We start from the raw sequence: 13,259 nt of genomic DNA, 5'->3' as shown, positions 1-13,259 counted from the left end.
GGGGAGAACGGAGCCATGTGACGTGTCCGCCGAACTCCTGTCCATACTCGCGCTCGTCCTGATGTTCGTCGTGGCCACAGCGTTCCCGGTGAACCTGGGAGCCCTGGCCCTCGTCGGCGCCTTCCTCGTCGGCACACTCGCCGCCGGGATGGAGACCGGCGACATTCTCGGCGCCTTCCCCGGCAGCCTGTTCGTGATCCTCGTCGGGGTCACGCTGTTGTTCGCCATCGCCACGAACAACGGCACCGTCGACTGGCTGGTGCGCGCCGCCGTCCACCTCGTGCGCGGCCGCATCGTCGCCATCCCGCTGGTGATCTTCGCGATCTCCGCCCTGCTCACCGCCGTCGGCGCGCCCGCGCCGGCCGTCGCCGCGATCCTCGCCCCGATCGCGTACGGCTTCGCCGCGCAGTTCAACATCCACGCCCTGCTGATCGGCCTGATGGTCGCCCACGGCACCCAGGCGGGGGCCTTCTCCCCCATCTCGGTGCTGGGCGGCATCGTCAACGGGGTCACCAAGGAGGCCGGGCTGCCCAGCTCGAACCTCGTGCTGTTCCTGTCCAGCTTCGCCTTCAACGCCGCCGCCGCGGTCATCGTCTTCTTCCTCTTCGGCGGCCCCTCGCTGGCCCGCCGTACGGCCTCCGACGCCACCCCGGTGCTGGAGAACGACGAGACGGACGGCGAGCCGACCGGCGGCGGCGGAGGCACCGCGACGCTGGCCAGGACCGGCACGGGCCCGCGGCTGACCGGCCACCAGGCGCTCACGCTGATCGGGATCGCCGGCCTGTGCCTGAGCGTGCTGGCGTTCAAGCTGGACGTCGGCCTGACCGCGGTCACGGTCGCGGTGATCCTGTCGCTGACCTCGCCCAAGTCCAACAAGGGCGCGGTGGAGAAGGTGGCCTGGCCGACGGTGCTGCTGATCTGCGGCGTGGTCACGTACGTGGGCGTGCTGCAGGAGATCGGCACCATCGACTGGGTGGGCACGCACGTGGCCGCGATCGGCATCCCGCTCGTGGTGGCGCTGCTCATCTGTTACGTCGGCGGCGTGGTGTCGGCCTTCGCCTCGACCGTGGGCATCCTCGGGGCGCTGGTGCCGCTGGCGGTGCCGTTCCTGTCGCAGGGCACGCTCGGCCCGATCGCGATGGTCGCGGCGCTGTCGGTCGCCTCGGCGATCGTGGACGTCAGCCCGTTCTCGACCACCGGCGCGCTGCTGGTGGCCAACGTGCGGGGCATGGACCGCGACGTCTTCTACCGCAAGCTGCTCGGGTACGGCGCGGCCGTCGTGGTGGCCGGCCCGCTGGCCGCCTGGGCGGTGCTGGTGGTGCCCGGCTGGCTCGGGTAGGACCCTTGACGTAGCCCCTCGTTCCTCGATAAAAAACCATAAGGTTATAGAAACGAGGGGTTATGAATGAGATCGCCGACCGTTACCGCCGCCGCGCCGCGACCTTCGAGGCCAAGGTCGCGGCGGTGCGGCCCGAGCAGTGGTCCAGCCCGTCGCCCTGCGCCCAGTGGGACGCGCGCGACGTGGTGGCGCACATCGTCGACATGCACGCCGTCATCCTGGGCCCGCTCGGGCGCGCCCTCAGCCCCGCCCCTTCCGTGAAGGAGGACCCCCTGGCGGCCTTCCGCGCCGCGCGCGCCGACATCGAGGCCCTGCTCGCCGACCCGGACCTCGCGGCGACCGAGTACGACACCCCCGCCGGGCGGATGAGCGCCGCCCGGCACGTCGACCAGGTCCCCAGCGCGGACCTGCCGCTGCACGGCTGGGACCTGGCCAAGGCCACCGGCCAGGACGCCACGATCGACGCCGAGGACCTGCGGCTGTCCTGGGAGTCGGTCTCCAGCCTGCCGCCGGACCTGCTGGAGCGCTTCCGCACGCCGGGCGCGTTCGGGCCGGGCGTGGAGGTCTTCGGCCCCGAGGTGAAGGTGGCGCCGGACGCCCCGATCCAGGACCGCCTGCTCGGCCTCATCGGCCGCGACCCGCACTGGACGGCCTAGAACGTGCGGGCCAGCTCCCGCGCCCGCTCGTCGGCCCGCTTGCGCTCCACCTCGTAGTCTCCGGTCAGCGTGGGATGGAACCGGATGCGCCGGATGTCGGTGATCCCGGCCCAGCGCAGCCAGTCCTCGAAGAAGGTGGAGTGGAAGTCGCTGCCGAACTCCGGCCCCAGCCCGGGCCCCCACACCGCGCTGGTGTAGACGACCGCGGCCCGCTTGCCCGTCAGCAGGTGCTCGTAGCCGGTCTCCGGGTGCACGCCGAAGACCATCGCGGGCTGGCTGATCACGTCGATGAACTGCTTGAGCTTGTACGGCACGCCCGCGTTCCACATGGGCACGCTGAACAGGTAGCGGTCGTAGGAGGCGAAGCGCTCGAAGGTCCGCACCACCTCGTCCCAGGCGGCGGCCTGCTCCCCTTCGGGCGAACGCCCGGCGAACACGCTCATCTTGGCGCCCGCGGCGGCCGGGCCGAACTCGGGCAGGGTGCCGTCCCAGAGGTCGAAGTGGTCGGCGACGGCCCCGGGCCGGGCGGCCCGGTAGGCGTCCAGGAACGTCCCGGCGATGCCCAGGGAGATCGACTCCGGTCCGCGCGGGGAGGCGGAGACATGCAGAAGCTTGCCCATGACACGACCTTTCCGGACTGCAGTCCGTTTATTGAGGTGTGCCCGACGATACGGACTGCGGTCCGTATCGTCAAGGGCAGTATGGATAGATCACCAGAAGTGGGATGATTCACCCTTCGCGATCAGCTTCTGCGATAGGGAATCGAACGTGCGCAAGCTCACCGTTGTCCTGGCCGCGCTGGTGACCCTCGGGACCGCCACGCCGGCGCAGGCGGCCACGCCGTACCGGATCCTGCACTGGAACGTCGCCGGCAACACCATGCACAAGGGCTCCACCACCGACGGCCTCATCGCCGCCGCCACGAGCCGGATCCGCGGCAGCGGGGCTGTGTTCGCCTCGCTGAACGAGGTGTGCCGGCAGCAGTTCGACGCGCTCATCAAGAGCCTGCGCGCGGCCGGCTGGCCCGAGGACCCGGCCAACTTCGCCCGGTTCGAGATCGCCCTGCCCGGCAGGAGCGGCGGACCCTGCCAGGGCAAGGACTACGGGATCGCGCTGTTCAGCAAGAAGCCGCTCGGCGCCGCCGACCGCACCACGCTGCCCGACGACGGCGACGAGCCGCGCAAGCTGCTGTGCGCGGCCCTGCGGGACCAGCCGCGGACACGCTTCTGCACCACGCACTCCACCTTCGTCGACGCCTACCGGCTGCCGCAGCTCACCGCCATCTTCGGCAAGCTGGACGCCTACCGGGCCGGCGGCGAGCAGGTGATCATCGCCGGTGACTTCAACGCCGCCCCCGACTTCGGGCGGATGAACCGCTTCTACTCCGCCCAGGTCGACACCCCGAACAACAGCGGCAACTACGGCCACTACCGCGAGGTGGACGACGCCGACGCCGCCAACTGCCCCGGGTACGGCGCGCGCACCGTCGAGGCGGCCGACGGCGGCGGGCCCTGCCGGACCGGGACGAAGATCGACATGATCTTCGCGCACGAGGACGACTACGTGGCCGGGTCGTCCTCGGGCGAGGCCCGGCCCTCACCGGTGAGCTGCGGCGGCCGGGCCTGCTCCGACCACCGCATCCTCACCGGGACGGTCACGTTGCGCTGAATCCCTCAGCCGGGGCCGACGGTCCCGCCGCTCTCCCAGCGGTTGCCGCTCCATTCGTTGCCCTCGGCCTTGGTGTCGAAGTGGGCCATCGGGCCGTAGAAGCCGCACTTGCTGAAGACGCGCGTGCTGAAGACGTTGTTCTTGATGACCACGTTGTACGGCGAGTACGGGTGCTCGATGTGCTTGGCGCCGCCGTAGATGCAGTAGCCGCCGCCGGCCAGCAGGTTGCCGGAGACCACCACGTCGTGGATCGGGCCGAAGACCGGGCTGAGGATGATGGCCGAGGTCTGGTTCTCCGGGTTGATGATCGTGTTGTGCCGGATCACCAGCTCGTTCTCGCCCTTGTTGCCGTTGGTCTGGATGCCGTCGGTGTGGTCGCCGGGGGCGGCCTGCCACATGTCGTGGATGTAGTTGTCCTCGATGATGCCGGACTTGGCCATGATGGCGGCGTTCGAGGTGCTGTGGATCTCGTTGCGGCGGACGGTCATCTTTCCGGTGCCGTCGTTCCAGACGCCGATGTCCAGTTTCCGCTTGCGGTCGGAGGCGATCTCGCAGTTCTCGACCGTCAGGTTCGTGTAGCCCTCGCGGAGCTGGATGCCCCAGTAGCCGCCGGTGATGATCCGGCAGTTGCGGAAGGTCACGTTGTCCGCCCAGACGTCGACGCTCTCGGTCAGCTCGACTCCGTCGAAGACGGCGCCGTCGGTCTTGATCTCGCCGCCCTTCATCTTCTTGAAGGAGGAGATGGTCGGGCCGGTGTTACTCGCGTCGGGGAAGCCGTCGATCGGGGGATCGGTGGGCAGCGTCGGTGTCGTCGTGGGGGTCTTGGTGGGAGTCTTGGTGGGGGTCTTCGTGGGCGTCTGCGTGGGGGTCTGTGTGGGAGTCTTCGTGGGCGTGACGGTCGGTGTGACCGTGGGGGTCTTGGTGGGGGTTCTCGTGGGCGTCTGCGTGGGGGTCTTGGTGGGCGTCCGCGTGGGCGTGACCGTCGGCGTGGCCGTGGGGGTCTTCGTGGGCGTCCGCGTGGACGTGGGCGTCGCGGACGGCTCCGGGGCCGGGCGGTAGTTGAAGATCACGTCGGCGAAGTAGTTGAACCTGCCCGGGTTCGACTGTGCCGGGAAGCGGGAGCGCTTGCCGTAGGCGTAGACGCCGTTGCGGTCGCTGGGCGCCGTGAGCGGGCCCGAGACGACCGGACTGGCGAATCCGCCGCGCTGGGCCACATGGGTGCCGTGGCGGGTGTGGTACGAGGCGGTGTAGACCCTGCCCGCCCAGATCGGGACGGGGGCGCCGAAGTAGGCCGTCTGCCAGCCCTGCCGGCTCTCACCGCTGAACGCGACCCTGGCCAGCGCGCGCCCCTGGGCGTCCCAGAGCGTGCCGACGTGGCGGCCGCGTTCGCCGCGGGGCTTGTAGAAACGGATGCCGGCGATCTCGCCGTTCGTGGCGGCGGTGAAGCGCACGCCGAGTTCGACGGGGGTGCGCTCGGCCCTGCCCGGTTCCGAGATCGGCTTCCCGTCCCACAGGCTTGCCTGAAGCGTCCCGGGGGCCGTCTGGGTGCCCATCTTCTGGACGCTGGCCACTTTCTTCGCGGCGGGGGCGGGCTGTCGGGCGAGGGCGACGGTCGTGGGGATCGCGACCAGCGCGGCGGCCACGAGCACCCCTAACGCCAGTCGCGATCTTTTTCGCTTCGAAGGGGCAGCATGTGATCGCACTGTTCGGCGCTCCAGTGTTTTGGGGGTATCCGAATTTATTGATCTGAGATAGCCACTTTCGAGTCCTCCCCTATTCTCGGCGCCAGATCTTACCGATACAGAGCCGGTCCGCATGGGAAATGTGAAATTCCCGTCTATTAGCGGGATAGGTGATCATTCACCGCACTTCTCCGGATTGATCACCATAGGGGGCAAAGAGGCAGGCCACGAAGGCCGGCTCGGACCTGGTGGACCGATACACGGTTGAGATGTAGCCGAGCTCCGCCGGAAACGCGGCCACGGCCGGGGAGACACGCGCCCCGCCCATCGTGTCCTGTATGCGACTTCTCATGGTTTTCATCCTGTTGGCGACCGGGTGCGCGGCCACGTCGTCGGCCGCCTCCCTGCCGTCGCTGCCCTGGCCGGACCAGGGGCAGGCGGCCATGGAGGCCGAGGGCCTGGGCAGCCTCGGGTCCAGCGGCGGTTCCACGCCGGTGCCCATCGCGAGCGTCACCAAGGTCATGACGGCGTACGTGATCCTCCAGGAGCACCCGCTGCGCCCCGGCGAGGACGGGCCGCTCATCCAGGTGGACCAGACCGCGCAGGACGAGGCGCACTCGCTCCAGGAGTCGACCGTCCCGGTCAGGGCCGGTCAGCGGATACGGCTGCGCCGCATGCTGGAGCTGATGCTGGTGCCGTCCGGCAACAACGCCGCCCGCCTCCTGGCCCGCTGGGACGCCGGGTCGGAGCAGCGGTTCACCGCCAAGATGAACGCCGCCGCCCGCCGCCTCGGCATGGCCGCCACCCGCTACACCGGCGCCAGCGGCAACGAGGACTCCACCGTGAGCACCGCCGCCGACCAGCTCGTCCTGGCCAAGGCGGCCATGCGTCAGGCCGTCTTCCGCGAGGTGGTGGCCGAGCGCGAGACCGCCGTCCCCGGCGACACCAGGCGGCTGCCCAACACCAACACCCTGCTGGGCCGGTACGGCGTCATCGGCATCAAGACCGGCTCCGGCACCGCGGCGGGCGGCAACCTGGTGTGGGCGGCCAGGCTGCGGGGCCGGCTGGTGTACGGCGTCGTGCTCGGCCAGGCGGCGGGGACCAATCCGGTGGCGGCCAAGCACGCCGCGCTCGAGGCGGGCGAACGGCTGAGCGCGGCGGCCGAGCGGTGGACCCGGCTGCAAGAGGGTCACACCCGGCCGCTGATGCCAAAGGTGGCACCCGGCCGTTGACGCCGAAGGCGGCACCCGGCCGCTGGCACCGAGGGTCGCGCCCGGCCGGGGCACGCCGAAGGTCGCTCGGCCGCCGGGCCAGGGCGGCGGCCCCGTTTCCGCGGGGCCGCCGTGTGCCCGAGCACAACGATTTCCCGGCCTGCCGGAACGCTCTTGACGGTGGCACCGGGGCCCGCCTTCACTTTTAGGAAAGTTTCCTAAGAGAAAGCGAGACCCCCGGTGAGATCCAGGAAGCGGGCAGTCGCCCTCGCAAGCTCCACGCTGCTCGCGACCGCCGTGCTCATGGGCGCCTCCCCCGCCGCCCATGCGATCCCCGAGAACTGCACCACCAGCCAGCCCGCCGTCAACAGAGTCGCCTCCTACTGCGCGACCGGGACCGGCGAGCACCAGGTCGCCGTCACCGTCCTGCACGTCAACCCGGCCGTCGGGTGGGTCGCCAACGTCGGCCCGTGGGTTCCCGCCGGTCAGGTCTCCGAGGCCGGGCTGCCGCCCGGCACGATCGTCTCCCTCCGCATCAACAAGCGCTGACCCGGCAGCGCGGCGAGCCTCCCCACGGGCCCGCCGCGCTCTCAGCCCTCCCCCTCATGGCCTCGCAAGGCCCCACGCCTTTCCTCTGATGGCATCGCGAGACCCCGTACCTCTCTCTCCCATGGCATCGCGAGAGCCCCACGCCCCTCCCTCCAACAGCATCGCGAGAGCCCCACGCCCCTCCCTCCAACGGCATCGCGAGGCATGCGCAACCCGCCCTTGGATGGCATTGCGAGGCGCGAGCGCCCCGCCAAGTGGATTCGGGGTGGCAAAATGTCGTATGTGTCCCCCAGGGATCCCGTTCTCCGACTAGTCCGCGCCGCCGTGTTCGCCATGGTCTGCGTCGCGGTCTCGGCCGGTGGGCACCTGTTCGCCGGAGGCGCCCGGATCACGGCGACGCCTCTGCTGCTCGGCGCGGGCGCCGCGCTGGCCCTGGCCTGGACCCTCAACGGCCGCGAACGATCCCGCGAGACGGTCCTGGCCGCCACCGCGGGCACCCAGATCGTGCTCCACGAGCTCTTCACCGACGCCCCGGAGCCCATCGCCGGACACGGCCACCTGAACCTCGGCATGCCCCTGGTCCACCTGACGGTCGCGCTGCTGACCGGGTGGTGGCTGCACCGCGGCGAGCGCGCCGCCTGGGCGATCCTGCGGCTGTGGGCGGCCGAGCCGTTCCGCCTGCTCCTGATCACCAAGCCGCTGGAGCCGCCGGCACCGGTACGGCCGGCCGTACCCCGGGATGACGCCGGGCTCCACCGGTCAAGGGACTTCACCACGGCGGTGCCGAGGCGCGGCCCGCCCGTGCTCCTCCGCGCCGGCTGAACCCCGGCGCCGACGAGTCCACGGGCGCTCGCCTTTCACGGGCGAGGCGGCCTTCCGGTCTCCCGGCCGCGCCCTCGCGGCCCGGCCGGGTTTCTCCCATGGAGCCATCGATGGCGTTTCTGCCGCGTACTGTCGTAACCGCCGTGACGTGCGGTCTTCTGCTGTTCCTGTCCGCCCCCGCCGCTCTGGCCCACGACGGCCTCAAGGCCAGTTCCCCCTCCAAGAACGCCAAGGTGAAGGCGCTGGAGGAGATCGAGCTGGAGTTCACCGCCCGCATCCGCATGCCGTTCGTCGTGCTGCACGACGCCAAGGGCAAGGCGGTCGAGCTGGCCAAGCCGGTCGCCGACGGCAAGATCGTCACCGCCAAGGTGCCCACTCCGCCCGCTCCGGGCAAGTACGTGATCGGCTGGCGGGTGGTCTCCTCCGACGGTCACCCGATCGTGGGCGAGATCCCCTTCACCTTCACTCCCCCGCCGCCCCCCGCCGAGACGCCGACCCCCGAGGCGTCCACCGGCGGCGCGTCCACTCCTGAGGCGTCCACCCCTGAGGCGTCCGCCCCGCAGACTCCCGCGACCTCCGAGGCCGTGCAGACCCCGGAGACGACGGAGGCGGCTAGCGAGCAGCCCAGCCAGGGCCTGCCCGGCTGGGTGTGGCTGGTGCTGGCCGCGCTCGTGGTCCTGGGCATCGGTACCTTCGTCGTCACCAGGCGCCGGGGCACCCCCGAGTAGCACGCGAGGCCGCCGTGCCATCGGGCGCGGCGGCCTCCTTGATCGGGGTGTGAGATAGTCGCCCGGTGCGGTCGTACGTCTCCTGGCTGATGCCCGGCCTGATTCTGCTGGGCTTCGCCCTGTTCCAGTTCACCCGCGCGAGCCAGAGCGCGCCCGCGTTCGCGATGTCCGCCGTGCACGTCGTGCAAGGCACCGTCGCCACGAGCGACACCAAGCGGACCAGCGTCGGCGCGGGCAACCGCGCGACCACCCGCGTCGACTACGTCCTCACGCTGACCGGCCGCCCCCAGAACGTCACCTTCCGCCTGGACACGACCCCCGCCGGGGGCGTCGCCGCAGGGGCCGGGGTCCGCCTGGAGATCCTGGAGGACCCCGAGGAGGCGTTCACCTCCGGCGCCCGCCACCCGGACTCGGGCAACCAGATCCACGCCGTGGGCGCCACGGTGAACGGCACGAACGTCTATTCGGCCGCCGAGTACGTCTCCCGCAGCGAGGCGGCCGCCGGTTCCGCCCGCACGTACGCCATCGTCTGCCTCCTGCTGGGGCTCGCCTGGGCGGGCGTCGTCGGCTACGTCGCGGTACGGCGGGGCGCCTTCCGCGACCTGATCCCCGAGGATTGGAGATCATGACCGATCACCGCATGTCCGACGACGACATCGCCCGCGCCCACGTCACCTCGGGTGGGTCGTGCCCGTCATCAGCCTCTGGTTCCCCAAAATGATCGTCGACGACATCTGGACGCCCTCCAAGCCCGGCGGCGTGCCGGACGAGGGCTTCGCCCGCGCCCGCCGTTCCGGCCTGATCTGGGCCTGGTGGGTGGCGTGGTTCTGCGCCGGCTGGGTCTCCAACGTGACCGCCCGGCTGTTCTTCACCGGCGACGACCCGGAGGCGCCGGCCAGGGCGGCCAGGTTCGACGTGCTCAGCATCGGGCTGTACGTGGTGGCCGCCGCTCTGGCCGCCCCCGTCATCTGGAAGATCACGGCCTTCCAGGAGACGCGCCGGGCGAGCTGGGCCGCCGCGCCGCCGCACCCGGTGGCCTGAGCCGCTATCCGCGCTCGAACGGCCCGCTGACCTCGAAGACCTGGCCGGCGGCCACGCCGCTGCCGCGCCGCCTGGAGGAGAAGTAGAGGCGCCCGCCGTCCGGGCTGAAGGCCGGCCCGGCCAGCTCCGCCCCGCGGCGCCCGGCCAGGCGGGCGAAGGGGGCGACGGCGCCGTCGCGGGTGATCACGTCGATCTCCATGGCGCCGTCCTGGGCCACGAACAGCGGACCGTTCATCGCCTCGTGCCGGTGGAGGGCGCCGTCGTAGGACCAGACCTGGTCGTCGCCCCTGGTGGTGAAGAAGCAGACGCCGTCCACGAAGTGACAGGCCCGGCCCCGGTTGAACCGCAGGGCGTCACGCACTTGGTAGCGGGTGGGCTCCGAGGGGGCGGCCGGATAGGGCACCGCGCGCCAGCCGCCGCCCGCGGTCAGCACCTCCAGCGCGCCCTCCGTCAGGTCGCCCCAGTCGCGGGGGCGGAAGCGGTAGAAGCAGCCGTCGGGTTCGTCCTCGGTGAGGTAGACGGCCTCCCGCTCCGGGTCGCAGGCCACCGCCTCGTGCCGGAAGCGCCCCATGGCCAGGCGCGGGCGGGCGGCCCGCTCGCCGTACGGGTCGCACTCGAACACCCGCCCGCGCTCCGTCGCCTCGCAGGACAGCCAGGTGTGCCAGGGGGTGGCGCCCCCGGCGCGGTTCAGGCTGGTGCCCGACAGGATCCGGTAGGCCGCGCAGACCGAGCCGTCCGCGCGGAAGCGCACCGCCGAGGCCCCGCCCAGCAGCGGGACCTCCGCGTTGGAGACGTAGATCCACCCGGATCCGTCGGGGAAGCAGGCTCCGCCGTCGGGCGCGGCGTGCCAGGTCAGACCGGCGACCTTCCGCCCGCTCCTGGCCACGATCCGGCCGGTGAACCCCCGCGGCAACGCCAGCCCGTCGGCATCCGGCGGCAGCAGCGGCCCATAGGGACCGGCGCCCGCGTGGGCGGTGCCCTGAGAGATCGTGCCCACCGTGACGACGGCGCCCGCGTGGAGAAGGGTTCTGCGCACCATGTGGGGCCCCTCCCTGTCGATGCCACGTTAGTCGACCGCACCGACGTGAATGGGAGGTACTCGCAAGTCCAAACTCTCCGCAAACCTGGGGCCACAGGGACTGCAGACTCGGCACATTCCGCATCATGACTGCAGTTCGGGTGGCACCGGCGATCAAAGCACGCCGGGCCCTGGTCTACCTCGACGGGACGCCGTCGGCCCCGCGGCTGGCCGCGGCGCTGCGGGCGACCGGCTTCGACGTGCGCACCGTGGAGTCCGCCGACGCGAAGCCGGCCGAGCTGGCCGCGTTCCTGGCCGCGGCGCTGCCGGGCGAGTTGCTGCTGGTGCGCTGGCCCTCGGGCGCGGCGTGGGCGCCGAGCGCGTTCACGCGGCTGATCGTGGACTTCGGCGCCCGGCTCGGCGACTCGCCCGCGGCGGCCCTGCTGCTGGTCGTGGACTTCGGCTGGGTGCTCAACGGGGACGGCGAGGCGCGGCTGAACGTGCCGGGCGACCCGCCGATCGCGGCGGCGGCGCTGACCGCCTCCCTGGACTCCACCGCGCGGCGGCCCGGGGGCGCCCCCGATCTCACCGGAGTGCTGGCCGAGGCGCTGCTGGCCGCCGACGGCCCGGTCACCGTCCGCGACCTGCACGAGCTGGCGGCCAGGAAGTACGCGGGGTCCGGGCTGACGGCCATGCTGTTCAGCCACGGCGACATCGGCGGCGTGGCGGTGGGCACCGGCCGGCGGATCACCGCCGACCCCGCCCGGCGCAGGCAGGACGCGCAGCGCCGGGCGGTACGGCCGCGCACCCTGCTGGCCTCCGACCGCTGGACGCTGGACGACCGGCTCGGCCACCGGGTCTACGCGGAGGCCATCGCCGCGTTCCTGCGGCACCGCGACACCTCTCCTCCGCTGACCATCGGCATCAAGGGCCCGTGGGGCGCGGGCAAGACCTCGCTCATGCGCATGGTCCGCCACCTCCTGGACCCGCCGGGCTCCGGCGAACTGCGGCTGCGCCGCCGTACCGCGAGACCGACCAACGCCGACGTGCTGGGCCGGCTGCGCGGGCGGCCGCAGGAGGACGCGTGCGCCGACACCCCCGCCGACGCGGGCTGGCGGCCCACGGTCTGGTTCAACCCGTGGATGTACCAGAGCGGCGAGCAGGTCTGGGCCGGGCTCGCGCACGAGATCATCACCCAGATCACCGGCCGGCTGCCGGCCGCCGAGCGCGAGCGCTTCTGGCTGGAGCTGAACCTGTCGCGCATCGACACCGAGGCGGTGCGCCGCCGGCTGTACTGGCTGGCGCTGACCCGCCTGGCCCCGGTGGCGCTCGGGCTGCTGGCCACCGCCCTGGTCACGGCCGCCTGCGCGGCGGCGAGCGCGCTGGTTCCCGCCCTCGGCGGTACGGCGGCGGCCGTCGCGTCGGCCGGCTGCCTGGCCTCCGTGGGGGCCGGGGTGATGCGGATGGCCAGGTTCCTGGCCGAGTCCGCCGATGGGGCGTTCGGCAGCCTGGTGCGTCAGCCGGATCCGCTGATGGCCCACTTCGGGATGCCTGACCAGGGCTATCGCGACCAGGCCGGGCTGCTGCACCTGGTCCAGGGGGACATGCGGCGGGTGCTGGACCTGGTGGCCAGCGAGGAGCATCCGCTGGTGGTGTTCGTGGACGACCTGGACCGCTGCTCGCCGGGCACGGTGGCGCAGGTGATCGAGGCGATCAACCTGTTCGTGGCGGGCGAGTTCGGCAACTGCGTCTTCGTGCTGGGGATGGAGCCGGAGGTGGTGGCGGCGCACGTGGGGCTGGCCTATCGCGAGCTGGTGGGGGCGCTGCCTGACGAGTGCGCCGCGCGGCTGGGCTGGCGGTTCCTGGAGAAGATCGTGCAGCTTCCGCTGAGCGTGCCCTCGCTGGACGACGGCGTGCCGGAGTACGTCAGGGAGGTGCTGGGCGTGGGGACGCCGGCCCGGCGGGAGCGGTCCGAGGCGCCGCCGGAGCCGCGCGCGGAGCTGGTCGACCGGCTGGAGAACGCGATCCGCGACCTGTCGCCGACGATCGAGACCCTCGACCAGGCGGCCCGCAGCGCGCAGGCGGGCCTGGGCGCGGACGCGTGGGAGGCGGCGGCGCGGGCCGCCGACCGGATCTTCGACGAGCTCTACAGCGACGAGCGGGCCTGCCGGGCGCTGGAGACGGCGCTGCCCGCGCTGAACCTCACCAATCCGCGCGAGGTGAAGCGGTATCTCAACGTGTTCCGGTTCTACTCGTTCATCACCTATCGGCGGCATCTGGCCGGTGAGCCGCACCACGGGGACGCGTGTGTGGCGAAGGTGGCGGCGCTGACGGTCAGGTGGCCGCATCTGCTGTGGGCGCTGGCCCGCGAGGCTCATCCGGGGGCGACCGTACTGGAGCGGCTGGAGGAGACGGCGCAGGCGTGTGACGGCGACGGGTGGGCGCGGGCGATGGCCGAGGCCGGGCTGGCCGAGGAGGAGGCGTTGCGCCAGCTCCTGGCCACCCGGCCGCCGATCGGCGCCCTGGCGCGGACGTTGCTCTAGGG

At 72.0% G+C, this 13,259-nt stretch carries 13 protein-coding genes; 10 read left to right on the top strand and 3 right to left on the bottom strand.

Annotated features, from left to right (window positions below; all coding sequences use genetic code 11):
* The first annotated feature begins 22 nt into the window (after positions 1 to 22).
* Both FVE25_RS01285 and FVE25_RS01280 read left to right on the top strand, forming a co-directional pair.
* Positions 23 to 1,339 (top strand): SLC13 family permease, encoded by a 1,317-nt coding sequence (locus tag FVE25_RS01285; protein ID WP_157244496.1) that lies wholly within the window; start codon positions 23 to 25, stop codon positions 1,337 to 1,339.
* A gap of 62 nt (positions 1,340 to 1,401) precedes the next feature.
* Positions 1,402 to 1,995 carry a TIGR03086 family metal-binding protein gene (locus FVE25_RS01280; RefSeq protein WP_157244495.1) on the top strand — a complete coding sequence of 198 codons (594 nt, stop codon included), beginning with the start codon at positions 1,402 to 1,404 and terminating at the stop codon, positions 1,993 to 1,995.
* Here the strand turns inward: FVE25_RS01280 and FVE25_RS01275 are convergent.
* Positions 1,992 to 2,615, bottom strand: a complete 624-nt coding sequence (locus FVE25_RS01275) for an FMN-dependent NADH-azoreductase (protein ID WP_157244494.1) — start codon at positions 2,613 to 2,615, stop codon at positions 1,992 to 1,994. The genes FVE25_RS01280 and FVE25_RS01275 overlap by 4 nt on opposite strands.
* Before the next feature lie 148 nt (positions 2,616 to 2,763).
* Here FVE25_RS01275 and FVE25_RS01270 point away from each other — a divergent pair, with 148 nt between their 5' ends.
* Positions 2,764 to 3,663 carry an endonuclease/exonuclease/phosphatase family protein gene (locus tag FVE25_RS01270; protein ID WP_219825257.1) on the top strand — a complete coding sequence of 300 codons (900 nt, stop codon included), beginning with the start codon at positions 2,764 to 2,766 and terminating at the stop codon, positions 3,661 to 3,663.
* Between the two features lie 5 nt (positions 3,664 to 3,668).
* Here the strand turns inward: FVE25_RS01270 and FVE25_RS01265 are convergent, their stop codons facing one another.
* On the bottom strand, positions 3,669 to 5,306 hold the full coding sequence (locus tag FVE25_RS01265) for a DUF4082 domain-containing protein (RefSeq protein WP_181019414.1): 1,638 nt from the start codon (positions 5,304 to 5,306) through the stop codon (positions 3,669 to 3,671).
* Positions 5,307 to 5,695: 389 nt separating this feature from the next.
* On the opposite strand from FVE25_RS01265, the gene FVE25_RS01260 reads away from it, so the two are divergent.
* The 6 genes from FVE25_RS01260 to FVE25_RS01235 all read left to right on the top strand — a co-directional run bounded on the left by FVE25_RS01260 (position 5,696) and on the right by FVE25_RS01235 (position 9,696).
* Positions 5,696 to 6,577 (top strand): D-alanyl-D-alanine carboxypeptidase family protein, encoded by an 882-nt coding sequence (locus FVE25_RS01260; protein ID WP_219825256.1) that lies wholly within the window; start codon positions 5,696 to 5,698, stop codon positions 6,575 to 6,577.
* Between the two features lie 219 nt (positions 6,578 to 6,796).
* Positions 6,797 to 7,105, top strand: a complete 309-nt coding sequence (locus tag FVE25_RS01255; protein WP_157244490.1) for a hypothetical protein — start codon at positions 6,797 to 6,799, stop codon at positions 7,103 to 7,105.
* A gap of 282 nt (positions 7,106 to 7,387) precedes the next feature.
* Positions 7,388 to 7,927, top strand: coding sequence for an MFS transporter (locus FVE25_RS01250; protein WP_157244489.1), 540 nt, complete (start codon positions 7,388 to 7,390; stop codon positions 7,925 to 7,927).
* A 110-nt stretch (positions 7,928 to 8,037) separates the two neighbouring features.
* Positions 8,038 to 8,655, top strand: a complete 618-nt coding sequence (locus FVE25_RS01245; protein ID WP_157244488.1) for a copper resistance CopC family protein — start codon at positions 8,038 to 8,040, stop codon at positions 8,653 to 8,655.
* 65 nt (positions 8,656 to 8,720) lie between these two features.
* Entirely contained in the window at positions 8,721 to 9,284 is a 564-nt protein-coding gene (locus FVE25_RS01240) for a hypothetical protein (RefSeq protein WP_157244487.1), read from the top strand.
* Complete coding sequence (locus FVE25_RS01235; protein WP_157245437.1) at positions 9,271 to 9,696, top strand: DUF4328 domain-containing protein; 426 nt, start codon at positions 9,271 to 9,273, stop codon at positions 9,694 to 9,696. The genes FVE25_RS01240 and FVE25_RS01235 overlap by 14 nt, the downstream gene beginning before the upstream one ends.
* Before the next feature lie 4 nt (positions 9,697 to 9,700).
* Here FVE25_RS01235 and FVE25_RS01230 read toward each other — a convergent pair whose 3' ends face one another.
* Entirely contained in the window at positions 9,701 to 10,735 is a 1,035-nt protein-coding gene (locus FVE25_RS01230; protein ID WP_157244486.1) for an alkaline phosphatase PhoX, read from the bottom strand.
* Between the two features lie 125 nt (positions 10,736 to 10,860).
* Between FVE25_RS01230 and FVE25_RS01225 the strand changes: the two genes are divergently transcribed.
* Positions 10,861 to 13,257, top strand: a complete 2,397-nt coding sequence (locus FVE25_RS01225) for a KAP family P-loop NTPase fold protein (RefSeq protein WP_157244485.1) — start codon at positions 10,861 to 10,863, stop codon at positions 13,255 to 13,257.
* Positions 13,258 to 13,259: the final 2 nt, after the last annotated feature.

The organism is Nonomuraea typhae (assembly GCF_009760925.1).
GTDB classification, from domain to species: Bacteria; Actinomycetota; Actinomycetes; order Streptosporangiales; family Streptosporangiaceae; genus Nonomuraea; species Nonomuraea typhae.
This window is presented reverse-complemented; position numbering and strand designations above follow the sequence as displayed.

What these genes read in the sequence shown, in the direction of transcription:
- FVE25_RS01230 (WP_157244486.1), bottom strand. Translation starts at nt 10,735, where the DNA reads ATGGTGCGCAGAACCCTTCTCCACGCGGGCGCCGTCGTCACGGTGGGC.
- FVE25_RS01280 (WP_157244495.1), top strand. Translation starts at nt 1,402, where the DNA reads ATGAATGAGATCGCCGACCGTTACCGCCGCCGCGCCGCGACCTTCGAG.
- FVE25_RS01260 (WP_219825256.1), top strand. Translation starts at nt 5,696, where the DNA reads ATGGTTTTCATCCTGTTGGCGACCGGGTGCGCGGCCACGTCGTCGGCC.
- FVE25_RS01245 (WP_157244488.1), top strand. Translation starts at nt 8,038, where the DNA reads ATGGCGTTTCTGCCGCGTACTGTCGTAACCGCCGTGACGTGCGGTCTT.
- FVE25_RS01275 (WP_157244494.1), bottom strand. Translation starts at nt 2,615, where the DNA reads ATGGGCAAGCTTCTGCATGTCTCCGCCTCCCCGCGCGGACCGGAGTCG.
- FVE25_RS01225 (WP_157244485.1), top strand. Translation starts at nt 10,861, where the DNA reads ATGACTGCAGTTCGGGTGGCACCGGCGATCAAAGCACGCCGGGCCCTG.